Annotated in this window: 25 protein-coding genes and 1 tRNA gene; 6 read left to right on the plus strand and 20 right to left on the minus strand. The window is 70.4% G+C overall.

Annotated features, from left to right (window positions below; all coding sequences use genetic code 11):
- Window positions 1-6 precede the first annotated feature (6 nt).
- Genes hisH through ABD882_RS16685 form a run of 4 tightly spaced genes read right to left on the minus strand, consistent with a single transcriptional unit; the run spans window position 7 to window position 2,748 of the window.
- Window positions 7-648, minus strand: coding sequence for an imidazole glycerol phosphate synthase subunit HisH (gene hisH / locus ABD882_RS16670; protein WP_345188530.1), 642 nt, complete (start codon window positions 646-648; stop codon window positions 7-9).
- A complete protein-coding gene (hisB, locus tag ABD882_RS16675; protein ID WP_345188531.1) occupies window positions 645-1,247 on the minus strand; it encodes an imidazoleglycerol-phosphate dehydratase HisB in 603 nt (200 codons plus the stop codon). Before hisB ends, hisH begins: the two co-directional genes overlap by 4 nt.
- Window positions 1,244-2,329 carry a histidinol-phosphate transaminase gene (locus ABD882_RS16680; RefSeq protein WP_345188532.1) on the minus strand — a complete coding sequence of 362 codons (1,086 nt, stop codon included), beginning with the start codon at window positions 2,327-2,329 and terminating at the stop codon, window positions 1,244-1,246. The genes hisB and ABD882_RS16680 overlap by 4 nt, the downstream gene beginning before the upstream one ends.
- 47 nt (window positions 2,330-2,376) lie before the next feature.
- Window positions 2,377-2,748 (minus strand): LysM peptidoglycan-binding domain-containing protein, encoded by a 372-nt coding sequence (locus tag ABD882_RS16685; protein WP_345188533.1) that lies wholly within the window; start codon window positions 2,746-2,748, stop codon window positions 2,377-2,379.
- Window positions 2,749-3,016: 268 nt separating this feature from the next.
- Between ABD882_RS16685 and lexA the strand changes: the two genes are divergently transcribed.
- Entirely contained in the window at window positions 3,017-3,703 is a 687-nt protein-coding gene (gene lexA / locus ABD882_RS16690; protein ID WP_345188535.1) for a transcriptional repressor LexA, read from the plus strand.
- Between the two features lie 65 nt (window positions 3,704-3,768).
- On the opposite strand, the gene metE is transcribed toward lexA, so the two are convergent.
- Both metE and ABD882_RS16700 read right to left on the minus strand, forming a co-directional pair.
- The gene (gene metE, locus ABD882_RS16695; RefSeq protein WP_345188536.1) at window positions 3,769-6,090 is read right to left on the minus strand and encodes a 5-methyltetrahydropteroyltriglutamate--homocysteine S-methyltransferase; all 2,322 of its coding nucleotides are present in this window, start codon (window positions 6,088-6,090) and stop codon (window positions 3,769-3,771) included.
- 37 nt (window positions 6,091-6,127) lie between these two features.
- Window positions 6,128-7,093: a methylenetetrahydrofolate reductase gene (locus tag ABD882_RS16700; RefSeq protein WP_345188537.1), complete on the minus strand. Its 966-nt coding sequence runs from the start codon at window positions 7,091-7,093 to the stop codon at window positions 6,128-6,130.
- 133 nt (window positions 7,094-7,226) lie between these two features.
- On the opposite strand from ABD882_RS16700, the gene ABD882_RS16705 reads away from it, so the two are divergent.
- Window positions 7,227-9,128, plus strand: a complete 1,902-nt coding sequence (locus ABD882_RS16705) for a S9 family peptidase (protein ID WP_345188539.1) — start codon at window positions 7,227-7,229, stop codon at window positions 9,126-9,128.
- A gap of 2 nt (window positions 9,129-9,130) precedes the next feature.
- Here the strand turns inward: ABD882_RS16705 and smpB are convergent, their stop codons facing one another.
- The 5 genes from smpB to prfB all read right to left on the minus strand — a co-directional run bounded on the left by smpB (window position 9,131) and on the right by prfB (window position 13,436).
- Window positions 9,131-9,607 (minus strand): SsrA-binding protein SmpB, encoded by a 477-nt coding sequence (gene smpB, locus ABD882_RS16710; protein WP_345188540.1) that lies wholly within the window; start codon window positions 9,605-9,607, stop codon window positions 9,131-9,133.
- Between the two features lie 51 nt (window positions 9,608-9,658).
- Window positions 9,659-10,573, minus strand: a complete 915-nt coding sequence (gene ftsX, locus ABD882_RS16715; RefSeq protein ID WP_345188541.1) for a permease-like cell division protein FtsX — start codon at window positions 10,571-10,573, stop codon at window positions 9,659-9,661.
- On the minus strand, window positions 10,570-11,547 hold the full coding sequence (gene ftsE, locus ABD882_RS16720; protein WP_345188543.1) for a cell division ATP-binding protein FtsE: 978 nt from the start codon (window positions 11,545-11,547) through the stop codon (window positions 10,570-10,572). The genes ftsX and ftsE overlap by 4 nt, the downstream gene beginning before the upstream one ends.
- A gap of 96 nt (window positions 11,548-11,643) precedes the next feature.
- Window positions 11,644-12,276: a C40 family peptidase gene (locus ABD882_RS16725; protein ID WP_345188544.1), complete on the minus strand. Its 633-nt coding sequence runs from the start codon at window positions 12,274-12,276 to the stop codon at window positions 11,644-11,646.
- A gap of 47 nt (window positions 12,277-12,323) precedes the next feature.
- Window positions 12,324-13,436 carry a peptide chain release factor 2 gene (gene prfB, locus ABD882_RS16730; protein WP_345188545.1) on the minus strand — a complete coding sequence of 371 codons (1,113 nt, stop codon included), beginning with the start codon at window positions 13,434-13,436 and terminating at the stop codon, window positions 12,324-12,326.
- Between the two features lie 267 nt (window positions 13,437-13,703).
- On the opposite strand from prfB, the gene ABD882_RS16735 reads away from it, so the two are divergent.
- The gene (locus tag ABD882_RS16735; protein WP_345188784.1) at window positions 13,704-14,936 is read left to right on the plus strand and encodes an MFS transporter; all 1,233 of its coding nucleotides are present in this window, start codon (window positions 13,704-13,706) and stop codon (window positions 14,934-14,936) included.
- Window positions 14,937-14,955: 19 nt separating this feature from the next.
- Here ABD882_RS16735 and ABD882_RS16740 read toward each other — a convergent pair whose 3' ends face one another.
- The 7 genes from ABD882_RS16740 to ABD882_RS16770 are packed head-to-tail and all read right to left on the minus strand — an operon-like array spanning window position 14,956 to window position 19,417.
- Window positions 14,956-15,390 (minus strand): pilus assembly protein TadG-related protein, encoded by a 435-nt coding sequence (locus tag ABD882_RS16740; RefSeq protein WP_345188547.1) that lies wholly within the window; start codon window positions 15,388-15,390, stop codon window positions 14,956-14,958.
- Entirely contained in the window at window positions 15,387-15,839 is a 453-nt protein-coding gene (locus ABD882_RS16745; RefSeq protein ID WP_345188548.1) for a TadE family protein, read from the minus strand. Before ABD882_RS16745 ends, ABD882_RS16740 begins: the two co-directional genes overlap by 4 nt.
- The gene (locus ABD882_RS16750; RefSeq protein ID WP_345188549.1) at window positions 15,829-16,245 is read right to left on the minus strand and encodes a TadE/TadG family type IV pilus assembly protein; all 417 of its coding nucleotides are present in this window, start codon (window positions 16,243-16,245) and stop codon (window positions 15,829-15,831) included. Before ABD882_RS16750 ends, ABD882_RS16745 begins: the two co-directional genes overlap by 11 nt.
- Window positions 16,246-16,251: 6 nt before the next feature.
- The gene (locus ABD882_RS16755; RefSeq protein WP_345188551.1) at window positions 16,252-16,440 is read right to left on the minus strand and encodes a hypothetical protein; all 189 of its coding nucleotides are present in this window, start codon (window positions 16,438-16,440) and stop codon (window positions 16,252-16,254) included.
- 39 nt (window positions 16,441-16,479) lie between these two features.
- Window positions 16,480-17,406 (minus strand): type II secretion system F family protein, encoded by a 927-nt coding sequence (locus ABD882_RS16760; RefSeq protein WP_345188552.1) that lies wholly within the window; start codon window positions 17,404-17,406, stop codon window positions 16,480-16,482.
- Entirely contained in the window at window positions 17,403-18,254 is an 852-nt protein-coding gene (locus tag ABD882_RS16765) for a type II secretion system F family protein (protein WP_345188553.1), read from the minus strand. The genes ABD882_RS16760 and ABD882_RS16765 overlap by 4 nt, the downstream gene beginning before the upstream one ends.
- Window positions 18,251-19,417, minus strand: coding sequence for a TadA family conjugal transfer-associated ATPase (locus ABD882_RS16770; RefSeq protein WP_345188555.1), 1,167 nt, complete (start codon window positions 19,415-19,417; stop codon window positions 18,251-18,253). The genes ABD882_RS16765 and ABD882_RS16770 overlap by 4 nt, the downstream gene beginning before the upstream one ends.
- A gap of 97 nt (window positions 19,418-19,514) precedes the next feature.
- Between ABD882_RS16770 and ABD882_RS16775 the strand changes: the two genes are divergently transcribed.
- A tRNA-Leu gene (locus ABD882_RS16775) sits at window positions 19,515-19,596 on the plus strand.
- 7 nt (window positions 19,597-19,603) lie between these two features.
- On the opposite strand, the gene ABD882_RS16780 is transcribed toward ABD882_RS16775, so the two are convergent.
- Entirely contained in the window at window positions 19,604-19,933 is a 330-nt protein-coding gene (locus tag ABD882_RS16780) for an L-rhamnose mutarotase (protein WP_345188556.1), read from the minus strand.
- Window positions 19,934-20,084: 151 nt separating this feature from the next.
- Between ABD882_RS16780 and ABD882_RS16785 the strand changes: the two genes are divergently transcribed.
- Window positions 20,085-20,765 (plus strand): DedA family protein, encoded by a 681-nt coding sequence (locus tag ABD882_RS16785; protein ID WP_345188557.1) that lies wholly within the window; start codon window positions 20,085-20,087, stop codon window positions 20,763-20,765.
- 7 nt (window positions 20,766-20,772) lie between these two features.
- Here ABD882_RS16785 and ku read toward each other — a convergent pair whose 3' ends face one another.
- The gene (gene ku / locus ABD882_RS16790) at window positions 20,773-21,594 is read right to left on the minus strand and encodes a non-homologous end joining protein Ku (protein WP_345188558.1); all 822 of its coding nucleotides are present in this window, start codon (window positions 21,592-21,594) and stop codon (window positions 20,773-20,775) included.
- Window positions 21,595-21,639: 45 nt separating this feature from the next.
- Here ku and ligD point away from each other — a divergent pair, with 45 nt between their 5' ends.
- Entirely contained in the window at window positions 21,640-23,691 is a 2,052-nt protein-coding gene (gene ligD, locus ABD882_RS16795; protein WP_345188560.1) for a non-homologous end-joining DNA ligase, read from the plus strand.
- The last annotated feature ends 12 nt before the right edge of the window (window positions 23,692-23,703 follow it).

The raw sequence follows: 23,703 nt of genomic DNA on the forward strand, positions 1-23,703 counted from the left end.
GGATGCTCAGAGCGTCGAGATCCAGTTCCGGAGCAGCTGGATGCCGGCGTCGCCGGACTTCTCCGGGTGGAACTGGGTGGCCGAGAGCGGGCCGTTTTCGACCGCGGCGAGGAACCGCGAGCCGTGCGTCGCCCAGGTCAGGCTCGGCTCGGGGAACGGGGGGATCACGTCGAGCTCCCAGGACTGCGCGGCGAAGGAGTGCACGAAGTAGAACCGTTCGTGCTCGATGCCGCGGAACAGCACGCTGCCCGCACCGGGCTCGACGGTGTTCCAGCCCATGTGCGGCAGCACCGGCGCATCCAGCTCGGTGATCACGCCCGGCCATTCGCCGAGCCCGTCGACCTCTGCGCCGCGCTCGACGCCGTGAGCGAAGAGCACCTGCATGCCCACGCAGATCCCGAGAACCGCGCGCCCACCGGCGAGACGTCGCTCGATGATCTCGTCGCCCCGATGCGCGGCCAGCGCCTCGCGCACGGCGGCGAACGCCCCGACGCCGGGGACCACGAGCCCGTCGGCCTCGAGCGCGGCCGTGCGGTCGCCGGTGAGCTCCGCGTCGGCGCCGGCGCGGATCAGCGCCTTGACCGCCGAATGCACGTTGCCCGAGCCGTAGTCGAAGACCGCGACGGTGGGCCGGCGGGATCCGCTCACAGCGCACCCTTGGTGGAGGGCACGCCGGAAACCAGCGGGTCGAGCGCCTTGGCCTGGCGGAACGCGCGCGCGAACGCCTTGAACTCGGCCTCGGCGATGTGGTGCGGGTCGCGTCCGCTGATCACGCGCACGTGCACGGTGAGCGCCGCGTTGTAGGCGATCGCCTCGAACACGTGGCGCACCAGGGAGCCGGTGAAGTGGCCGCCGATGAGGTGGTGCTCGTAGCCGGCCGGCTCGCCCTCGTGCACGAGGTACGGGCGACCGGAGATGTCGACCACGGCCTGCGCGAGCGCCTCGTCCAGCGGGACGAGGGCGTCGCCGTAGCGGGAGATGCCGGACTTGTCGCCCAGAGCGTCGCGGATCGCCTGCCCCAGCACGATCGCGACGTCCTCGACCGTGTGGTGGGCGTCGATGTGGGTGTCACCCGAGGAGCGGATCGTGAGGTCGGTGAGCGAGTGCTTCGCGAAGGCGGTGAGCAGGTGGTCGAAGAACGGCACGGAGGTGTCGATGTGGCTCTGGCCGGTGCCGTCGAGGTTCAGCTCGAGCTCGACCGTCGACTCGGACGTCGAGCGGGTGCGGCGGGCGATGCGAGCGGTCATGACGCCGATCCTACCGAGGCCAGCGCCTCCAGGAATGCGGTCGTCTCCGCCTCGGTGCCCGCGGTGACCCGGAGGTGGCCGGGGATTCCGACGTCGCGGATCAGCACGCCCTTGTCGTACAGCGCCTGCCAGGTCGCGGCGGGATCGGCGACACCGCCGAACAGCACGAAGTTCGACCAGGACGGGTGCGGCTCGTAGCCCAGCGCCTCGAGGGTCGCTGAGATGCGGTCCCGCTGCGCCACGATCTCGTCGACCATGGCGAGCATGGTCGGGGCGTTGCGCAGGGCGGCGATGGCGGCGGCCTGTGTGAGAGCGCTCAGGTGATAGGGCAGCCGGACGAGCCGCAGCGCATCGATGAAGGCCGGGTCCGCGGCGAGATAACCCACGCGCGCACCGGCGAACGCGAACGCCTTGCTCATGGTGCGCGACACGGCGAGACGCGGGCGCCCCTCGAGCAGCGTCAGGGCCGAGGGCGAGTCCTTCGGAGCGAACTCCTGGTACGCCTCGTCCACGATCACGATGCCCCGGGCGGCCTCGTAGACGGCCTCGATGACGTCGATCGGCAGGGGCGTGCCGGTCGGGTTGTTCGGGGCGCACAGCAGGATCACGTCGGGCTGATGCTCCTCGACCTGCGCGACGGCTTCGGCCACGGTGAGCTCGTAGTCGGGGTGCCGCACCCCGGCGACCCATCGAGCCCCGGTGCCCTGCGCGAGCAGCGGATACATCGAGTAGGTGGGGGCGAATCCGAACACGGTGCGGCCGGGACCGGCGAACGCCTGCAGGATGTGCTGCAGCACCTCGTTCGAGCCGTTGCCGGCCCAGATGTTGGACGCCTCAAGACCGTGACCCAGGTAGCCAGCGAATGCCTCGCGAAGTTCGGTGAACTCCCGGTCCGGGTACCGGTTCACGTCGCGCAGCGCCACCGCGATGTCGTCGAGGATGTCGCTCGCCACCGCGTCCGGCACGGGATGCGTGTTCTCGTTCACGTTGAGCGCCACCGGGAGGGGCGCCTGCGGTGCGCCGTACGGGCGCAGGCCGCGGAGATCGTCGCGGAGCGGGAGGTCGTCGAGCGAGACAGTCACCCTGCAATGCTAAGCGGCGCCACGTGGCTATGACGTCGGATGACGCGTCAGCGCCCCGCCGTGGAGTACTGCGCGGGGATCGCGAGGTGCTGGCCGACGCTGATCACGCCGCCGTCGATGAGGTTCAGCTTCGAGATCGCGGCGACCACGTCGCGGGGGTCGACCTTCGGCGCGACCTCGCCCGCGATGGACCAGAGCGTGTCGCCGGACTGCACGGTGACCGTGGCGAAGGTGTTGGCGCCGGTCAGCTCGCCGGACGCGAGCGCCGAACCGCCGCTCACCGCAGCGAACGCGATCGCCGCCGCGATCGGGAGCGTCACCAGCGCGGCCAGCACGCGCCGACCGCGCGCCGTGATCCGCAGACGCGTTCCGGAGACTCCGGCGGAACCGAGCGACGGGGCGAAGGTGATGCTGCTCATGGTGCTTCTCCTTAATTGTGCTGTCGGTCCGCTCCCCCGGAGGGAGTCCCTCTGTCTGAGGGAACATCCGCTCCGGCCTCTGGGGAGACGAACCTACGTTCCGAAGATACTTTCGACTTCGAACATCTGTCAAGCGTTCTTCGAACATCGCTTCCACGACATCTCCGACACGCTCGAACAGATCTTCCGAATCCGTGTCTCTCTCGGATACGGTTTCGATATACAGACCTCACCACGGACCACCGACATTCGAATCGAAGGAGATGTCATGAACGGCAGCGCGAGCCCTGAGCCCGAGGCCCCGCGGACGCGGCGCCGGAAGAGCCTGAGCGCGAAGCAGATGGCGATCCTCGAGGTCATCCAGACGTCGATCGCACGCAACGGGTATCCGCCGAGCATGCGCGAGATCGGCGACGCCGTGAACCTGAAGTCGCTGAGCAGCGTGACGCATCAGCTCGGGCAGCTCGAGCTGAGCGGCTATCTGCGCCGCGACGCCGGCAAGACGCGCGCCATGGAGGTGCTGATCGATCTGCCGGCCCTGTCCGGCGAGAATCCGGCGGACGCTGCTCCGTCCGTCGGCGATGCGGCCCTGGTGCCCCTCGTCGGCCGGATCGCCGCCGGCGTGCCGATCACGGCCGAGCAGCAGGTCGAGGAGATCTTCCCCCTCCCCCGCCAGCTGGTGGGCAAGGGCGAACTGTTCATGCTGAAGGTCTCCGGAGAGTCCATGATCGATGCCGCGATCTGCGACGGCGACTGGGTCGTCATCCGCTCGCAGAACACCGCGGAGAACGGTGAGATCGTGGCCGCGATGATCGACGGCGAGGCCACGGTGAAGACGTTCCGCCGGCGCGACGGCCATGTCTGGCTGCTCCCCCGCAACAGCGCGTTCGAGCCCATCCTCGGCGACGACGCCGTGATCCTCGGCAAGCTCGTGGCGGTGCTGCGCGCCGTCTGATCCACGTCACGCGGCAGAGGCCGCCCCGGGATGATTCCCGGGGCGGCCTCTTCTTCGTGTGGCGGTCAGACCGCGACGACGATGTCCTCACGGACGCGGCGGGTGGCCTCGACGATGTTGCGCAGCGAGGCGTTCGTCTCCTCGTAGCCGCGGGTCTTCAGACCGCAGTCCGGGTTGACCCAGAGCTGACGTGTCGGGATCTCCTCGACCGCACGCCGCAGCAGCGCCTCGATCTCGGTGGTCTGCGGCACGCGCGGCGAGTGGATGTCGTAGACACCCGGGCCGATCCCATGGTCGAAACCGCTGGCGGCGATGTCGGTGACGACCTCCATGCGGCTGCGCGCGGCCTCGATCGAGGTCACGTCGGCGTCGAGGGCGCGGATCGCGTCGATCACCACGCCGAACTCCGAGTAGCAGAGGTGCGTGTGCACCTGCGTGGCGGTCGCCGCACCCGCCGTGGAGAGGCGGAAGGACGCGACGGACCAGTCCAGATACGCCGGCTGATCGGCCTTCTTCAGCGGCAGCAGCTCGCGCAGCGCGGGCTCGTCGACCTGGATGACCGCGATGCCGGCCTCCTCGAGGTCGGCGATCTCGTCGCGCAGCGCCAAAGCGACCTGGTTGGCGGTCTCGGCGAGCGGCTGGTCGTCGCGCACGAACGACCAGGCGAGGATCGTGACCGGCCCGGTCAGCATGCCCTTCATCGGCTTCGCGGTGAGCGACTGCGCGTACTGCGACCAGGCGACGGTGATCGGCGCCGGGCGGGACACATCGCCCCAGAGGATCGACGGACGGGTCGCGCGGGATCCGTACGACTGCACCCAGCCGTTCTCGGTGACGTCGAAGCCGTCGAGATTCTCGGCGAAGTACTGCACCATGTCGTTGCGTTCCGGCTCGCCGTGCACGAGCACGTCGAGGCCCAGTTCCTCCTGCAGCGCGACGACACGGCCGATCTCCTCGCGGAGGAACCCGTCGTACTCGTCCGCGGTGATCTCGCCGCGGATGAACTGCGCGCGGGCGCGGCGGATGTCGCCGGTCTGCGGGAAGGATCCGATCGTGGTGAGCGGCAGCGCCGGCAGCGCCAGCGCGCTCTCCTGCGCCGCGACCCGGGCGTCGTAGTCGCCGCGGTCGAAGTCGGCGCCGGTCAGTGCGGCGGTGCGGTCGCGGACGGCGTCGACGCGCACTCCGGGTGCGCTCAGGCGGTCGGCGAGGGCCGCAGAGGCGGCGTCCAGCTCGCCGGCAATCGCGTCGCGTCCTTCGGCGAGGCCGCGGGCGAGCGTGGTCACCTGCGCGACCTTCTGGTCGGCGAAGGCGAGCCAGGCGAGCAGGCGCGCGTCGAGCTTGGTCTCGTCCTCGACGTCGTGCGGCACGTGCTGCAGCGACGTGGAGGTGGACGCCGCGACGCCCGCGGCACCGAGGCCGCGCAGCGCCTCGAGCGTGTCGAAGGCCGCGGCGAGGTCGCCGCGCCAGATGTTGTGCCCGTCGATCACACCGCCGACGAGCACCTTGTCCGCGAGGCCCGCGACGGCGGCCGGGACCGTGCCGCGGACGAGGTCGAGGCCGATCGCCTCGATCGGAGCGGCGGCGAGCACGGCGAGGTTGGCGTCCAGCGCCGCGTAGGGCGCAGCGACGAAGATCGCCGGGCGCTCGGCGAGTCCGCCGAGCACCGCGTAGGCGCGTGCGGCCGCGGCGCCGAGCTCTGCGACGGAGGCCGGCAGGGACTCGCTGACCAGGGCGGGCTCATCGATCTGCACCCACTCGGCGCCCGCGGCCTTCAGCGCCGTGAGCAGCTCGGCGTAGACGGGCACCAGGTCGTCGAGGCGGGACAGCGGATCGAAGCCCTCCGGCGCCTCGTCCGCGGCCTTCGCCAGCGCGAGGAACGTGACGGGACCGACGATCACCGGACGGGTGCGGAAGCCGGCCTGCGCCGCCTCCTGCACCTGACGCAGGATCCGGTCGCTCGAGAGCGAGAACACGGTGTCGGGCCCGATCTCGGGGACCAGGTAGTGGTAGTTCGTGTCGAACCACTTCGTCATCTCGAGCGGGGCGCGCTCCCCCTCGCCGCGGGCGATCGTGAAGTACGCGGGCAGGCCGATCGTGCCGTCGGCGGAGCGCAGATCCTCGAACCGGGCGGGAATCGCGCCGACCGTCACGGCGGCATCCAGCACCTGGTCGTAGTACGAGAACGACTCCGGGATCGCCGAGTCGGCACGTCCGAGTCCCTGCACGGCGAGGCGCTCGCGGGTGGCCGCGCGGAGTCCTGCGGCAGTGCTCTCCAGCTCGGCCTCGTCGATCCGTCCGCCCCAGAACGCCTCGACGGCCTTCTTGAGCTCGCGCTTGCGGCCGATTCGGGGATAGCCCAGGACGGTGCCCTCGGGGAATGCGGTCATGACGGTCCTCTCTGACGGAAGGGGGGAAGGGTGCGGCTCAGCGCGCGCTGGTGGATTGGAGGATGCCGGCGTCCTCGAGGACGCCGAGCACGGTGCGGTGCTGGTTGAACGCGTACAGGTGCACACCGGGCGCTCCGCCGTCGACGAGCTCGCGCACGAGCGCGGCCGCCTGCGCGATGCCGATCTGGGTGCGCCCCTCGACGGTGGGTTCGACCTCGAGTGCGATGGACAGCTCGGCGGGCAGCTCTTCGCCGCTCAGCTCCAGCACCCGGTTCAGCCGTGCCGGAGACGTGATCGGCATGATCCCGGGCAGGATCGGGATCGTCACGCCCGCGCGACGGGCGCGCTCAACGAACGCGAAGTAGTCGTCGGCGTGGAAGAAGAGCTGCGTGATCGCAAGGGTTGCTCCGGCCGCCTGCTTGGCCAGCAGCGCCTCGACGTCCTGGTTGCGGTGCACGGACCGCGGGTGTCCGTTCGGGTAGGTGGCGACCGCGATGTTGACCTTCTTGCGCGGGGTGACCTGCACGGCGCCCGGCACCCCGGGGATGGGCCGTTCCTGGTACGGCGCGCGCTCGGCCTGCGCGCGATCGATCAGCTGCACCAGCTGCGCCGAGCTCTCCAGGTCGCCGAGGAACGGCTCGCTCTCATCGAGGGGCGGGTCCCCGCGCAGGGCGAGGAAGCTGAGGATCCCGGCATCGAGGAACTCCCGGATCAGCCGCGAGGCGCCCGCGTAGGTGCTGCCGACGCAGGTGAGGTGCGCGAGCGGCTCGACCGTGGTCTGCTCGCGGATGTAGCGCAGCACGTCCAGCGAGCGCCCGCCGACCGATCCGCCGGCGCCATAGGTCACCGAGATGAATCGCGGCGACGCCGTGGCGAGCTGCTGGATGGTCTCGTGCAGCGCCTCGACCGGTGCCGGGGTGCGCGGCGGATACAGCTCGAAGGAGATCGGCACGCGCGGCGAGGCCGCCCCGGTCGGGGCGAACGGCGGCGCGTCGAAGGACATGTCTCTCCTGGGTCGGGGCGGTCACCCCACGCTAAGGGGCCCCGAGACGCGGCGCGTGCTGTGTTTCACCATGTGTCGGCGACGGGTGCCGGTGCGCCGTGCACCCGCATCGGCAGCGCTCTACGCTCGAAGCATGACGCCCCTGCACGGATCCTGGCCTTCCCCGCTGTCCGCGGTCGACCTCGCCGTCGCCGGCGTCAAGCTCGACGGGGCACGCTACGGCGCGGACGGCATCTGGTGGAGCGAGTCCGTGCCGCAGGAGCGCGGCCGGCTGACCGTGCGGCGTCAGGATCCGGACGGCTCCGTGCACGAGGTGCTGCCCGCACCGTGGAGCGCGCGGTCGCGCGTGCACGAGTACGGCGGCGGCGCATGGACGGTCGCCGAAGACGGGACGCTGCTCTTCGTCGACGGCGAGGACCAGCGCGTGCACCGCCTGGATCCGGGTTCCGAGGTCCCCGTCCCGCTCACCGCGCCGGGGCCTCGCTACGGCGGCCTGCGGGTGCAGCAGAACCGGCTGTTCGCCGTGCAGGAGGATCTGCGCCCCGAACAGCACGAGCGCGCCATCGCGGAGATCCCGCTGGACGGGTCTGCCGCGGATGACGACGCGGCCGTCGTCCGGGTCGTTTACCGCGGCGGGTTCTACGCCCATCCCTCGCTCTCGCCCGACGGGACCCGTCTCGCCTATGTCGTCTGGCCCGACACGCGTATGCCGTGGGAATCGGCGCTGGCCTGCGTCGTCGACCTCGCCACGGGGGCGGACAGCGCGATCCCGAGCCGGGCGGCGCTGCAGCCCGAGTGGCTCTCCGACGACGAGGTGCTGTTCGCCGACGATGCGACCGGCCGGTGGAACCTGCACCGGGCGCGCATCGGCGCGCAGCCGGTGCCCCCGATTCCGACGCCTCCCGCCACGAGAGAGGACTCCGTCCCCGTGGACGCCGACACCGGCGGCGGACTGTGGGTGCTCGGCCAGCGCTGGTTCCGGGTGCTCGACGACGGCCGGATCCTCGCGGTGCGCACGAACGGATCCGACTCGCTGGTGCTGCTGGATCGGGACGGTGCACTGATCCGCGAACTCGACGTGCCGTTCGACGCCGACCTCAGTCTGGAGGACGCCCGCGGATCGCGTGTACTGGTCATGGGACAGGGTGCGCGGGTCACCCCCGGCGTGTGGGAACTCGACGTCGATGCGGGGACGGTCCGCGCGATCCGCGGCGGGGATCCGGTGGATCCGGCCTGGGTGCCGGGAGCACGTCCGGTGACCTTCGCCGGTACGCACGGCCCCGTGCACGCGTTCGACCACGCCCCCGCGAACCCGGAGGTCTCCCCCGTTCCGGGCGCGCTGCCGCCGTACATCGTGCAGGTGCACGGGGGCCCGACCGCGCACTCGGCCGGGGCACAGGCCGGATGGATCACCTACTTCACCAGCCGCGGCATCGGCGTGCTGGAGGTCAACTACGGCGGGTCGACGGGCTACGGCCGCGACTACCGCACGCGCCTGGACGGACAGTGGGGTGTCGTGGATGTCGACGACGTGCTCGCGGCGGCGCGGGGCCTGGCCGAGGCGGGGATCGCGGATCCCGCCCGCATCGCGATCCGCGGCGGCTCCGCAGGCGGCTGGACCGTGCTGTCGGCGCTGGTGCGCGGCGGCGTGTTCGCGGCGGGGATCGACCGGTACGGGGTCGTCGACCTGCGCCTGCTCGCCCAGGAGACGCACGACTTCGAGCGGTACTACCTCGACGGGCTCGTCGGCCCGCTGCCCGAGGCCGAGCAGACGTACATCGAACGCTCACCGCTGACGCATGCGGACCGGATCGACGTGCCGGTGCTGATCCTGCAGGGCGCCGACGACGCCGTCGTGCCGCCGTCACAGTCGGAGGCGATCCGTGACGCGCTCGCGGCCCGCGGTGTGGCGCACCAATACGTGCTGTTCGCCGGCGAAGGGCACGGCTTCCGGCAGGCGGACACGATCATCGCGGCGGCGGAGGCCGAACTGCGCTTCCTGGGCGGAGTGTTCGGCTTCGACCCGATGCCCTAGGGCTATTCGCCGATGCGGTTGCGCGAGCGCATCGCGCGCTCGGCCTCGCGGGTGTCCTGGCGTTCGCGCAGCGTCTGCCGCTTGTCGTACTCGCGCTTGCCCTTGGCCAGGGCGATCTCGACCTTGGCGTGGCCGTCGGAGAAGTACAGCCGCAGCGGGATCAGCGTGTAGCCGCCCGCGGAGACGGCATGCGAGAGCTTCGCGATCTCCTCCTTGTGCAGCAGGAGCTTGCGGATCCGCTTCGCGGAGTGATTCGTCCAGTGCCCCTGCGAGTACTCGGGGATGTGCACGGCATCGAGGAACACCTCATTGCCCTTGACGAACGCGTAGCCGTCGGTCAGGTTCGCGCGGCCTTGACGCAGCGACTTCACCTCGGTGCCCGTGAGCACCAGCCCCGCCTCGTACGACTTCTCCAGGTTGTAGTCGTGACGTGCGCGACGATTGGTCGCGATGACCTTCTCCCCGCGTTCCCTGGGCATGACGAACTCCTGATCCTCTGCCGCGCGGGCGCACGGCAGCCAGTCAGCCTATCAGGCCCGCAGCCAGCGGCGGATCGCGAAGCCGGCACTGAGCGCGGCCAGGATCACGCCGATGCCGATGAGCACCGGCACCACGAGCGCCGCATCCTGCAGGCCGACCCAGGTGGTGATGAACGGAACCCGCTTGCTCAGATAGTCGTGCACGCCGAACTGCACGCCCAGCAGCACCGCGATGCTCGCCAGCACGGATCCGATCACCGCCGCGAACACGCCCTCCAGGACGAATGGTGTCTGGATGAATCGGTTGGACGCGCCCACGAGGCGCATGATCCCGATCTCACGCCGTCGCGCATACGCGGACAGCCGGATGGTGGTCCCGATCAGGAGCACGGCGGCGATCAGCATCAGCACCGCGATCCCGACGGCGATGTAGGTGGCGACCGTGAGCGCGTTGAACAGCGGATCCAGATACTCGAGCTGGTCCTTGACCTGGTCGACGCCCTTGAAGCCCGCGAACGCCTCGACGAGCACGGGCGACTGCGTCTGGTCCTTCAGGTTGACCTTGAACACCGCGTTGACCTGGTCGGCCGTGAGCACCCCGGCGTAGTCCTTGCCGACGAGCTTCAAGGTCTCCTGATAGGCCTGATCGGCGGTCTGGAAGCTGCTCTTCGCGATCAGCGGCTTGAGCGTGTCGCCCGCGAGTTCGGCCTGCACGGCGTTGATCTGGTCTTGGGTGGCCGCGCCGCCGGCGCAGTCGGCCGAGGTCGACACGGAGGAGCACATGTAGATCGCGACCTGCGCGCGATCCTGCCAGTACGCCCGCATCGTGCCGATCTGCCCCTGCATGAGGATCGCCGCGCCCACGAAGGTGAGCGAGACGAAGGTGACCAGCACGACCGAGATCACCATCGATGCGTTGCGGCGCAGCCCCGACAGGGCCTCGCCGAGGATGAGTCCGATCCTCATGACACGGGCCCCACTTCCTCGTCGTCGCCCGTATCGAGCCCAAGCCGGTCGGCGACGCCCAGTTCGGCGAGGTCGACGGCGGGGAGCGTGAGGGGATGGGTGGCAGGACGCGCGTCGTCCGCCGGCTTCACCATGGGCTGGACGGGCTGGGCGGGCTGGACGGGCTCGGCGGGCTGGGCCGGCTCGGCGATCGCGGCCTCGGTCTCGCGGTGCACCTCGCGCACGGTCTGCAGGGCGGCGGTCGCCGCGGCGCCGCGGATCGTCTCGGGCTCCAGTCGCGGCACATTGGACGTGTCGCCGTAGCCGCCGCCGACCTCATCGCGCACCATCTCGCCGTCGCGGAGCTCGATCACCCGGCGCTGCATCTGGTCGACGAAGGCAGCCTCGTGCGTGGCCATGAGCACCGTGGTGCCGCCCGCATTGATCCGGGCGAGAAGCTGCATGATGTCGACGGAGGTGCCGGGATCCAGGTTTCCGGTCGGCTCGTCGGCGAGCACGATCTGCGGGCGGTTCACGATGGCCCGGGCGATCGCGACGCGCTGCTGCTCACCACCGGACAGCTCGTGCGGCAGTCGCTTCTCCTTGCCGGACAGACCGACCAACGCGAGCGCCTCCGGCACCGCCTGCTGGATGAATCCGCGCGAGGCGCCGGTCACCTGCAGTGTGAACGCGACGTTCTGGAACACGGTCTTCGACGGCAGCAGCCGGAAGTCCTGGAAGACGGATCCGATGCTGCGGCGGAAGTAGGGGACCTTGCGGTTCGCGATGGTCTTCAGGTCGCGGCCGAGCACGGCGACGCGCCCCGAGCTGGGCGACTCTTCGCGGAGGATGAGCTGGAGGCAGGACGATTTCCCGGATCCCGACGCACCGACGAGGAAGACGAACTCGCCTCGCAGCACCTCGAAATCGACCCCGGACAGCGCGGGGCGCTTCGTCCCGCGATAGCGCTTGGTGACGTTCTCGAATCGGATCATGGCGAGTCGAGCCTAAGCGCGTCGCGCGCGGAGCCCCGCGAGCGACACCCCGCTCGCGCCGCCGCGCCGCCATGAGATAGCAGGATGACGGCCCGATCAGAGCCGGATGTAGATCGGCGGGCCGGAGCTCGCCCACGGGGCGTGGTGCTCGACATAGCGGCCCCAGTCCGGCGCGTCGATGATCCCCCCGGCACCGTCCCAGATGCCGATGTGTCGCCCGGGCCACCACACCAGGTCACCGGCCCGGGCTTCGCCGGCGGAGATCACGGTCCCGAGCGCGGCCTGGTTGTCGGCGCCGCGGGGCAGGCTGATGCCGAAGTGGCCGAACACGTATTGCACGAGGCCGTCGCAGCCGAAGGAGTCGCTCGGGTCTGCGCCCCACCCGTAGGGCACCACTCCGACGAACGTCTCGGCGTAGGCGACGATGGCATCGCCGGAGTAACCCTGCCCAGCGGCCACGGATCCGGGAGTCTGGGCGCTCAACGAGGCCGGAGCCGCCGTCACGACCGGGGGCGGCGGGGTGTACACGACGTCGAAGACATCACGAGACGACGGCTGCCCCTGCGCGACAGCGGCGACCGTGAAGGACTGCGGCGCGACCACAAGAGACACCGTCGGGTGTGCCGAGAGAGTGTCTGCCGGGTGGAAGGCGTACGCCGCGGTCGCGGCCACCGGGACGATCAGGGCTGCTATCGCAGACGCCGCCGCTGCTCTGCGTATCGGGAACATCGCGCTTCACCCTACGCGGCCGCGGCGGAAGTCACCAGCTGATCGCCTCAGTCGTCGTCATCTTTCCGCTTGCGCCAGCGGATCCCCGCTGAGATGAAGCCGTCCAGATCGCCGTCGAACACCGTCGACGGGTTGCCGGACTCGTAGCCGGTGCGCAGGTCCTTCACGAGCTGCTGGCCGTAGAGGAAGTAGGAGCGCATCTGGTCGCCCCAGCTCGCCGTGATGGTGCCGGCGAGTTCCTTCTTCTTCGCGGCCTCCTCCTCCTTCTGCAGCAGCAGCAGGCGGGTCTGCAGCACGCGCATGGCGGCGGCGCGGTTCTGGATCTGCGACTTCTCGTTCTGCATCGATACGACGATGCCGGTCGGAAGGTGCGTGAGGCGCACCGCGGAGTCGGTCGTGTTGACCGACTGACCGCCGGGGCCGGACGAACGGAACACGTCCACGCGGATGTCGCCCTCGGGGATGTCGACCTCGGTCGCCTCCTCCATGAGCGGGATGACCTCGACCGCCGCGAACGACGTCTGGCGCTTGTCGGCGGATCCGAACGGGCTGATCCGCGCCAGGCGGTGCGTGCCGGCCTCGACCGACAGCGTCCCGAACGCGTAGGGTGCGTCGACCTCGAAGGTGGTCGACTTGATGCCGGCGCCCTCGGCGTAGGACGTGTCCATGACCTTGACCTTGTACTTGTGCCGCTCGGCCCAGCGCAGGTACATGCGCAACAGCATCTCGGCGAAGTCGGTGGCGTCGTCCCCGCCCGCGCCGGAGCGGATCGTGATGATCGCGCTGCGGTCGTCGTACTCGCCGTCGAGCAGCGTCTGCACCTCGAGCTGATTGACCGTCTCAGTCAGCGAGGCGAGCTCGGCGCGCGCTTCGGCGGCGGAGTCCTCGTCCTCCATCTCGTTGGCCAACTCGATGAGCACGTCGAGATCATCGAGGCGCTGCTCGACGTCCAGCACGCGCTTCAGGTCGGCCTGCCGGTGACTGAGCGCGCTGGTCACCTTCTGCGCCTTCTCCGGATCGTCCCAGAGGTCCGGCGCACCGGCCTCCTCGCTGAGGCGGGCGATGTCGGCGCGAAGGCCGTCGACATCGGCGACCTCGCGGATGTCGCCGAAGGTCTGACGGAGGGCCGCGATTTCGGCGGAGAGATCAAGTTCGAGCATGGCACTCCAGAGTATCGCGCGCGGTGATGGGCGCGGGACCACTGGACGATCGCGCTCGTCGCCACCCCGACCTGTACATCGCTGACGCGGATCCCGACTCACCGACATCACGCTCCGCCTGCAGCTGTCCGAAGACCACGTGCGCGCGGCGGATCCCTCGCCTGCGTGCCGGATGCCGAGCCTGTCCCCGCGCGGGTCTAGCGTGGAGGCGTGGCGGAACGGGCGATCCCTCGGCGAGCAGTCGACGTGCTGTGGTCGTTCGGACCGATGGTCTACCTGCCCACGCTGCTGTTCTCGCTCGGCGAGGGTGCGGTGGTGCCGCTCATCCCGGTGATCGCGGCAAGCCGAGGGGCGACCCTCGCCTCTGCCGGACTCATCGCCTCCGCACTCGTCGTCGGTCAGCTCTGCGGCAACATCCCGGCGGGATGGCTGGTGGCGCGGGCCGGGGAGCGGATCACGATGGTGATCGCCGGATCCGTCTCGCTCATCGGCGTCGTAGGCAGCGCCCTGGCGCCCAGCCTGGCCCTGTTCAGCGTCGCCGTGTTCGTGGTCGGCATGTCTGCGGCGGCGTTCGGGCTGGCCCGGCACGCGTTCATGACCACCCGGGTGCCGGTGCAGTTCCGGGCGCGGGCGTTGTCGCTGCTGGGCGGCTCATTCCGCGCCGGCATGTTCGTCGGACCGTTCCTCGCCGCGGCCCTGCTGTCCCTGTTCCACACCGAGACGGCAGCCTTGTGGTTCTTCGTCGTGTGTCTGGCGGCTCTGATCCTGCTCGTGCTGTTCGGCCCCGATCCCGAGACGCAGGCCGCACCCGCGGAACACGAGTCGATCCCGACCGAGGACACCGGCGAGGCCGTGACCGGGTCGATCCCCCTTCGACAGTCTCAGGCACCCGGTACCGGCGTGTTCCGCACGATGTGGCGCAACCGGGGCGTGCTGTCGCGACTCGGCCTCGCCGCCGCGAGCCTCTCTGCGGTGCGCTCGGCACGCCAGGTTGTGCTGCCGCTGTGGGGCGTGTCGATCGGGCTCGACGCCTCGTCGATCGCCCTGGTGGTCGGCGTCTCCGGCGCGATCGACTTCGCCCTGTTCTACGCAAGCGGGCAGGTGATGGACCGGTTCGGCCGGCTCTGGGCGGCACTGCCCGCGATGGTGCTGATGGGATCCGGATTCCTCGTGCTCTCGTTCACCCATGACGCCGACACGAAGGTGCTCTGGTTCGGCATGATCGCCGCCGTGCTCGGCGTCGGCAACGGCCTGTCCAGCGGGATCCTGCTCACGCTCGGCGCGGACGTGGCCCCGCAGAACGAGCCCGCTGCCTTCCTCGGATCCTGGCGCACGCTGACCGATGCGGGCGGCGCGGCTGCTCCCCTGGTGTTCTCCGGGATCGCCGCGATCAGCTCGCTCGCCCTGGGAGCCGTCGCGATGGGCGTGATCGGGGTGGTCGGCGCGATCGGATTCCTGCGCTACATCCCCCGGTTCGTGCCGAGACCTCCTGCGCAGTAGTGCACTCCCGCGCAGCGGCTCACTCCAACGCTGTGCGACTCGTGCCTGTGGCTTCGATGGTGAGCATCGCGGGCACGAACTCGCTGAGCAGCGGCGGAGTCCACTGCGTGCGCACCGTGACGCGGGCCGAGACGCCGTCGGGAGTGCCCGCGGACGTGAGGGTGACGCCGTCGTCGAGCACTCCGAGCACGGCTGCCGCCTGAGCGCCGATCTCCTCGTCGTCCAGTCCGGCGCGGATCGCGTCGCCGTCGACCTGGAGGCGGAACCCGTCCGCCCCGGCGAGCGCGGCGGCATCGGCGACCGAGTCGAGCCGCTTCTGCGCGATGTACAGGTCTGTGGCGCACACGCACACGTAGATCAGCGCGATCGCCAGCACCAGATAGCCGAGGATCAGCGGCATGATGCTGCCGCGGTCATCGCCGAGCAGCCCCGGCCTCACGACCGGGCGGTTCATCCGACGACCCAGGTGCGCGACACCTTGTACGCGGAGGACGCCTGCACCGGGACGCTCGCGATCCTGTCCAGGCCGAACACCGGCGGCATCAGCGGCAGCGCCACTCCGGCCCGGATCGTCACGACGACTGTCGCCCCTGCGGACGGGCACGCCGCACCGGCCGGTGCACACCGGATGTCGAGGTCGACCGCGGCCGGATCCATGCCGTACTCCGCGATGGCGGTCTGCACCGCTGCCTCCGCTCGTGCGCTCGCATCCGCGACGTCGACCGCCGCGCTCATGGTCCGCGCCGCATGCCGGGCCGCCGATTCGACGCCGAGCACCTGCCCCTGGATGGTCCCGAGTGCGAGCACCAGATACACCAGCGGCACGAGCAGGATCACTCCCAGCGCGATGAACTCGAGCGCCGCGGATCCTGCCTCGCGCCCGTCCGGATCCTCAACGACCATCGGCGGTGAGGCTCTCCACGGGCGCACGTCCGGTCACCTCCAGCGCGGCGGAGACGCCGAGGAAGCCGATGAGCGGCAGGGGCGCACGCACGGTGACCTCCATGGTCGGAACGCCCAGCGCGGTCGTCTCCCGGACGCTCACGTCCTGCGCGTAGGCGTCTCCGACAGCGCGTGCGATGACGCGCGCCGTCCGCTGCGCCCCCTCGCCGGGATCCGTGTCGGCGAGAGCCGCGACGTGGGCTCCCTCGACAGCCGCGTCATGCACGACGTTGCGCACGTACAGGACGAGGGCGAACTGGATGACGCCGAGCGTGAGGGCGGTCAGCAGCACGCCGACGAGCACGAACTCGACCGGGCTGGATCCCCGATCGTCGAACGTGCCGAAGTCGTGCCGGTCGCCGCGCATGATGCCTCAGAGCCCGCTGACCCGCGAGATCGCTTGCTCGAACAGGTTCGTCAGGGCGGGCCCGGCGACCGCCCAGATCAAGACGACCAATCCCGCGGTCATCAAGGTGATCAGCACCCATCCGGGCACATCGCCGCGCTCCGGATCGTCGTCGAGCGCGCCGTACGGCAACGCGGAGTCGAGGTCGGTGTTCATGGCGGTTCCTTTCGTGGAGGCCGAGGCCGAGGTCGAGAGCTATCCGAGCCCGAGCCGGAGGATGAAGACGCCGGGGAAGACGGCGAACAGAACGCTCAACGGGAGGATCGCGAAGACCAGCGGCAAGAGCATCAAAATCTCTTTGCGACCGGCCTGTTCGATGAGGCCGCGCTTGGTCTCCTCGCGGGCGTCCGAGGCTTGGGCCTGCAGCACCGAGGCGAGCGGAGCGCCGCGTTCGAGCGCGGCGACGATCTGGTCGGTCGCCCGTGACAGCGCAGGGATCTGGAGCCGATGTGCACAGTCGCCGAGCGCATCGGCGAGCGACGATCCGGTGTTGACGGAGAGGATCACACTGCGAAGCTCCGCGCTGAGTTCCCCGGATCCGGCAGTCGCGACCCGCCGGATCGCATCCGGAAGTCCCTCGCCCGCCGACAGACAGAGCGCGAGGAACTCGAGCACGGTCGGCAGCTCCTCGGTGAGCCGCGCCAGGCGTGACTTCGCCCGCGCGCCCAGCAGCGCCTCGCAGCCAACTCCTGCGATCGCCGCCGACAACAGCGGCAGCAGCACCGCCGGCGCGGACAGCCGCCCGGCGAGCACCAGAGACAGAGTCGCCACGGCTCCGACGCCGAGGCCCGCCAGCACCCAGGCCAGCTGACGGCTGCGGAACCGGGTCGGTCCGCCGGGCAGGCCCGCCTGCGACATCCGCAGCGCGACACCGGCGTCGCCGCCCCCGAACAGGCCGAAGACGCTCTTGATCCTGGCCGCCCAGGATCCGCCGGCCGGCATGCGCCACGGCAGCCGATCGATCGGGTCGCCGTCGTCGATGATGTCGCGCAGGTGCGGGGCGATGCGCGCGCTGAGACTCGCCGTGCGCCAGCGCGGGAATGCCGCCAGAACCAGCAGGAGCCCGGCGGCCAGCACGCCGCCCAGCAGGACCGCGACAGCGAGATCGCTGACCCCGCTCATCGGAACCACCGCCTCGGCTCGGGCAGCCGCCCGATGCGCAGCATGATCCGGAAGGCGATGAACGACACCGCGGCTCCCACGAGGATCAGTGCGACGCCCTCCGGACTCGTGTACGCCTGTGCTCCCTCCGGCCGCAGCAGCAGGAGCACGAGGATGACCCAGGGTGCCACCGCGCCGAGCACCGCGGCCCCGCGGATCCAGGACTGTCGGGCCTCGACCTCGGCGCGCAGAGCTGCCTCGGCCCGCACCGATGTCGACAGCGACCGCAGCACCGTGCTGAGCTCGGTGCCGCCGACCTCCCGCGCCATACGCAGCGTCTCGACGATGCGGTCGCCGACAGGATCCGCGAGCCCCTCCTTGAGCGTGACCGCCGCCGCGTCGAATCGACCCGTGGCGTGCAGGTCTCGCGCGAACGCCGCGAACGCCGGACGCAGCGGCCCCGGCGCTGCGTCCCCCAGGGCGGCGACCGCATCGGGGAGCGGCATGCCCACACGGATCGAGGCGATCAGCAGGTCGCACACATCCGGCCACAATCCGCGCCGGAGCCGGAGCAGCCGCTGCCGACGGCCGCGCAGGAACATCACCGGCGCCGCCGCACCGGCGACGGCGAGGACCAGTGCGAAGGCAGCCGTGCCGGTGACCAGCCAGGCGACAGAGCCCGCGACGAGCGCGCCGGCGACGATCGCGACGACGAGGACGCGGCCATCCGTGCGGAATCCCGCTTCGCGGAGCAGCCGCGTGGCGGCCCCGGCACGAGGTGCGCGTTCGACCTTGGCGCGGGGCCACAGCCAGGGCGACGCGGCGAGCAGGAGGCCGGCTGCGAGGAGCGCTCCGAGCAGCAGCGTCATGCGATCTGCTCCCGGTACGCGAGCCGGCCCGCGCCTTCATCGCGATGGATCACGCGGTGCTCGATCCGTCCGCGCTCGTCGACCCCGAGCGGTTCGATCACTTCGGCCACGCGCCGGCTCCCGTCGGCTTCACGCCGGCAGTGCACCACGAGGTCGATCGATCCGGCGAGCGCCGGTGCGATGAACGCCCGGTCGATGTTGCGCCCGGCCAGCAGCGGCAGCATCGACAGCTTCTCGAGGGCTTCTGCGCCCGAGTTCGCGTGCACGGTCGCGGCTCCCGGGATGCCGGTGTTCAGCGCCAGCACCAGATCGAGCGCCTCGGCGTCGCGCACCTCCCCCACCACGAGCCTGTCCGGGCGCATGCGCAGCGCCTCCTTGACCAGCCGGCGCAGCGTGATCTCGCCGGTTCCCTCCATGCTCGCCTGCCGCCCCTGCAGGGCCACGAGATCAGGGGCCTCCACCCCGAGCTCGAACGTCTCCTCGACGGTGATCACCCGCTGCTCCGCGCATTCCGCGACGAGCGCCGCGAGCAGCGTGGTCTTGCCCGCATGGGTCGGGCCGGACACGATGACGCTGCGCCCCCCGTGCATGGCCTCGGAGAGCAGCGCCGCGACGGAGGCGGGAACCATGCCCTGCGCGACCAGGCTGTCCAGGCTCCGGTAGCGAGGCAGGAATTTGCGGATGTTGACCGCCCAGGATCCGCGCACCACATCGGCGATCGCGACGTGCAGGCGGGAGCCGTCCGGCAGCGAGGCGTCGACGAACGGCTGCCCGATGTCGACGCGACGGCCCGTCGAGTGCAGCATCCGCTCCACGATGTCGCGCAGCTGCGCCTCCGTGAGCGTGATCGGGACGCGCTCGCTGCGCCCCTCCCTGGCGACGAAGACCCGCCCCGGTCCGTTCAGCCAGATCTCCTCGATCTCGGGATCCTCCAGCAGCGGCTGCAGCGGACCGTATCCGGCGACTCCCGCGAGGATGTCCCGCACGCACGCGGCCTCGTCATCGATCGTCGCGGTCCCGCGCGCGAGCGCCTGATCGTTGTGCCGCCGCACCTCGAACTGGGCGATCCGCCTGGCCTCGTCGGGGTGCACAGACGGATCGGTGCGCTCGGCTCGCAGACGCGCGCGCACCCGCTCGGTGACGGATGCGGTGGTCAGGCTCACCAGGGCATCGTCGCAGGATCCGGGGATCAGGCTCGAAAGTTATCCACAGGCCCCGCCGCGAGGCGCCCATCAGCTGCTCGGTAGACTGATCGCACTCGCGGGAGTGGTGAAATTGGCAGACACGCAGGATTTAGGTTCCTGTGCCTCCGGGCGTGTGGGTTCAAGTCCCACCTTCCGCACACGAGGTCAGGATGCGGCGCGCTGATCCCGCAGTCGCCACACCTCGCCGAGGGGCATGTCCTCCGGCTCACCGACGCCGCCGAAGCTCTGCACGTGCTGGTTGATGAACTCCTGCCAGCGCAGGTTCGCGGGATCGTCGTCCAGCGCCCGCATCGCCGCACCGAAGTCGTCGCAGTCCACGACGTGGAAGAGGTCTCGTCCGTCGCGCCAGATGGTCCAGTCGTGGATCCCGAGACGTCCGAACGAGGCGACCAGGTCGGCGGGGATCGTCTCATGATCGCGCTCGTAGCCGGCCTCGTGGCCTTCGCGGATCAGGGAGCGGAGAGCGACGCGCATGCGGGATCCTTCGTCGACGGGCAGTTCGTCTCAGCCTAAGTCCGGCCGGTCCGCTCTAGACTTCAACACATGCCGGGAACCTCCGGTGTGCGCCGCGCGAATCCCGCGCGGCCGCGAGACCCAGCGACGACACCACGGACGGGATCCACCTGTGCACCACGCCGCCCTCATCCCCTGGCTCGACCCGAACACGCTCATAGCGGGCCCCTGGGCGCTGCTCATCGTGCTGGGGATCATCTTCGCGGAGACGGGTCTGCTGATCGGCTTCATCCTGCCGGGCGACACGCTGCTGATCACCGCCGGGCTCCTCACGCACACCGTCGACGTGTTCCACCTGAACATCTGGCTCGTCTGCACGCTCATCGCCGTGGCCGCATTCATCGGCGGTGAGGTCGGCTACTACATCGGCCACAAGGCGGGACCGGCGATCTTCGAACGCCGAGAATCTGGAATCTTCAGCGCCAAGAATGTCGAGCGCACGAACCACTTCTTCGACCGTTTCGGCGGTCTCACGGTCATCATCGCTCGCTTCGTTCCCGTGGTGCGCACTTTCGCCCCCGTCGCCGCAGGCGTCGGGAAGATGCCGTGGCGTCGCTACAGCCTGTATAACCTCATCGGTGCTGTTCTGTGGGCATTCGTCATGACGATGATCGGCTACGTGATCGCATACATCCCGTGGGTCGCCGATTTCGTCACGAAGTACATCGACGTGATCCTGCTCGGGGTCGTCGTGCTGACCCTCGGGGTGACGGCGTGGCACTACTTCAACGAACGCCGCAAGGCCAAGAAGGAGACCGCCGCGGGCACCCCTGTCGTCGAGCCGGAGATCTGAATCCGGCTCAGCCGACGTCGCGCCGGGCTTCGTCAGTCGTCCCGGCCCGCGCCGCGCGTGACTTCTCCACGCTCGCCCGCAGGGCTTCCATGAGGTCGATGACCTCGCCGCCCTTCTCGGCCGGCGCGAACGTCTCCTCGGTCTCGTAAGCCTCGCCCTTCTCGATCTTCGCGTCGATGAGGGTGCGCAGCTCGACCTGGTACTCGTCGACGAACGCACTCGGATCGAAGTCGGCGGAGAATCCCTCCACGAGCGTCGCGGACAGCTCGAGTTCCTTCTCGGTGACCGCGACCTCCTCCTGCAGCGCCGGGAAGTCCGCCTCGCGCACCTCGTCGGCCCACAGCAGCGTCTGCAGCACGAGCACATCGCCGCGCACGCGCAGCGCCGCCAGGCGCGTCTTCTGGCGCAGTGTGAAGCGCACGATCGCCGTGCGATCGGTCGCCTCGAGGGTCTTGCGCAGCAGCACGTACGCCTTGGGCGACTTCGAATCCGGTTCCAGGTAGTAGGCCTTGTCCAGGGTCAGCAGGTCGACCTGGTCGGAGGGCACGAACTCGACGACGTCGATCTCGCGGCTGCGCTCGGCGGGCAGCGAGTCCAGGTCCTCCTTCGTCAGCACCACCGTCTGCGACTCGTCCTGATAGGCGCGATCGATCTCGGAGTAGGCGACCGTCTCGCCGCACACCTCGCACACGCGCTTGTACCGGATGCGCCCGCCGTCCGCATCGTGCACCTGGTGCAGCGAGACGTCGTGGTCCTCCGTCGCGGAGTACACCTTGACCGGCACGTTGACCAGGCCGAAGGTGAGCGAGCCCTTCCAGATCGTCCTCATGGCACCAGTGAACACCACCCGCGCGGCCTCGGATAGCCTGACGGCATGGCAGACGGCCCGCAGTTCGTGCGCATCGGCGAGCGGCGGCTGCGCGTGACGAACCTCGACAAGGTGGTCTACCCCGACGCGGGCACCACCAAGGGCGAGGTGATCGACTACTACGCGCGGATCGCCCCGCTGCTGCTGCCGGCGGTCGCCGGCCGGCCGGTCACCCGCAAACGCTGGGTCGAGGGCGTCGGAACCGCCGAGGATCCGCAGGGGTCGTTCTTCGCGAAGCAGCTCGAGCCCGGCGCGCCGTCCTGGATCCGCCGGCAGGCGATCCCGCACTCCGGCGGCGCCAAGGACTACCCCCTCATCGACGAGGTCGCCACCCTGGTCTGGATGGCACAGGTCGCCGCGATCGAGCTGCACGTGCCGCAGTGGCGCTTCACCGCCGACGGGAGCCGAGGCAATCCGGACCGGCTCGTGCTGGATCTCGATCCGGGCCCCGATGTGACGCTCGCGCAGTGCGCGGAGGTCGCGCTCATCGCCCGCACGATCCTTGTCGGCATGGGCCTGGATCCGGTGCCGGTCACCAGCGGCAGCAAGGGGATCCACCTGTACGCGGGCCTGCCCGGCGACCGCACCAGCGACGAGATCTCCGCCGTCGCGCATGCCCTCGCCCGCGCCATCGAGGCCGATCATCCCACGCTGGTCACGAGCGTCATGACGAAGACCCTGCGCGCCGGCAAGGTCTTCCTGGACTGGAGCCAGAACAACGGCAAGAAGACCACCATCGCCCCCTACTCGCTGCGCGGCCGCCCGCAGCCGTGGGTCGCCGCCCCCCGCACCTGGGCCGAGCTGGAGGATCCCGCCCTCCGCCACCTGCGATTCGACGAGGTCCTCGAACGCGCCGAGTCGGGCCTGGACCCGTTCGCCCCGCTCTCGCACCCAGCCCCCACACCCACCCCCGAACACGCGGGCCGGCCGACCGACCGGAGCGCAGCGATCGGTCCGTCGGTCGCGCAGGCATCGGGTCTGGCGGGAGCCGGCGATCCGCGAGCTCGCGAGCGGATCACCGGCGGGGGACTGCGCGACCGACGGACCGATCGCGGAGCGGAACCGCGCACCGATCCTGAGCCCGGACACACCGTCCCCGCATACGCGCCGATGCTCGCCGAGCACGGCACGCCGGGCACCGCCCGCGGCCTGGGCTGGGCCGAGATCAAGTGGGACGGGATCCGCGCGATCGGCACCTGGTCGGAGGGGCGCTTCCGGCTGCGGTCGCGCAGCGGCGTCGACATCACCGACCGCTATCCGGAGCTCACCGCCGACGGCGCCCCCGGCTTCGCGATCGGCGAGGCCGTCGTGGACGGCGAGATCGTGGCGATGGATGCCGATGGCCGCCCCAGCTTCTCGCGCCTGCAGGACCGCATGCACCTGACCCGGGCGCGGGAGATCGAGCGCGAGGTGATCCGCACGCCGGTGCGCTACCACCTGTTCGACCTGCTCCGCCTCGAAGGGCACGACCTCACCGGCCTGGCGCTGCGGGACCGCCGCGAGCTGCTGGAGTCGATCGCCGCGGATCTGCCGGCGCCCGTCCTGGTGCCGCCGGTCTTCGATGACGTCGAAGCCGCCCTGGCCACCAGCGCCGCACTCGATCTCGAGGGCGTCGTGGTGAAGGATCCTGCCTCCGGCTACGCGCCCGGGGCCCGCACGCCCCACTGGCTGAAGATCAAGCACACGAAGACCCAGGAGGTCGTGATCGTCGGGATCCGTCCCGGCAAGGGCGATCGCGGCGGGCGCATCGGATCACTCCTGCTCGCGATCCCCGACACCCGCCTGCCGTCAGGGCTCCGCTACGTCGGCCGGGTCGGCACGGGGTTCACCGACCGCGCCCTCAAGGATCTGAGCGCACGGCTCGACCCGCTGCGGGTGATCGCACCCGCCGTCGACGGCGTCCCTGTCGCCGACGCCTCGGACGCGCTCTGGGTGCGTCCCGAACTGGTCGGCGAGGTGGAGTTCTCGAACTGGACCCCGGATCTGGTGCTCCGGCACGCGCGCTGGCGGGGGCTGCGGCCGGACAAGACGCCGGGCGAGGTCGTGGTCGAGGACTGACCCTTCGAGAGC

The sequence above is a fragment of the Microbacterium panaciterrae genome, assembly GCF_039541635.1.
GTDB classification, from domain to species: domain Bacteria; phylum Actinomycetota; class Actinomycetes; order Actinomycetales; family Microbacteriaceae; genus Microbacterium; species Microbacterium panaciterrae.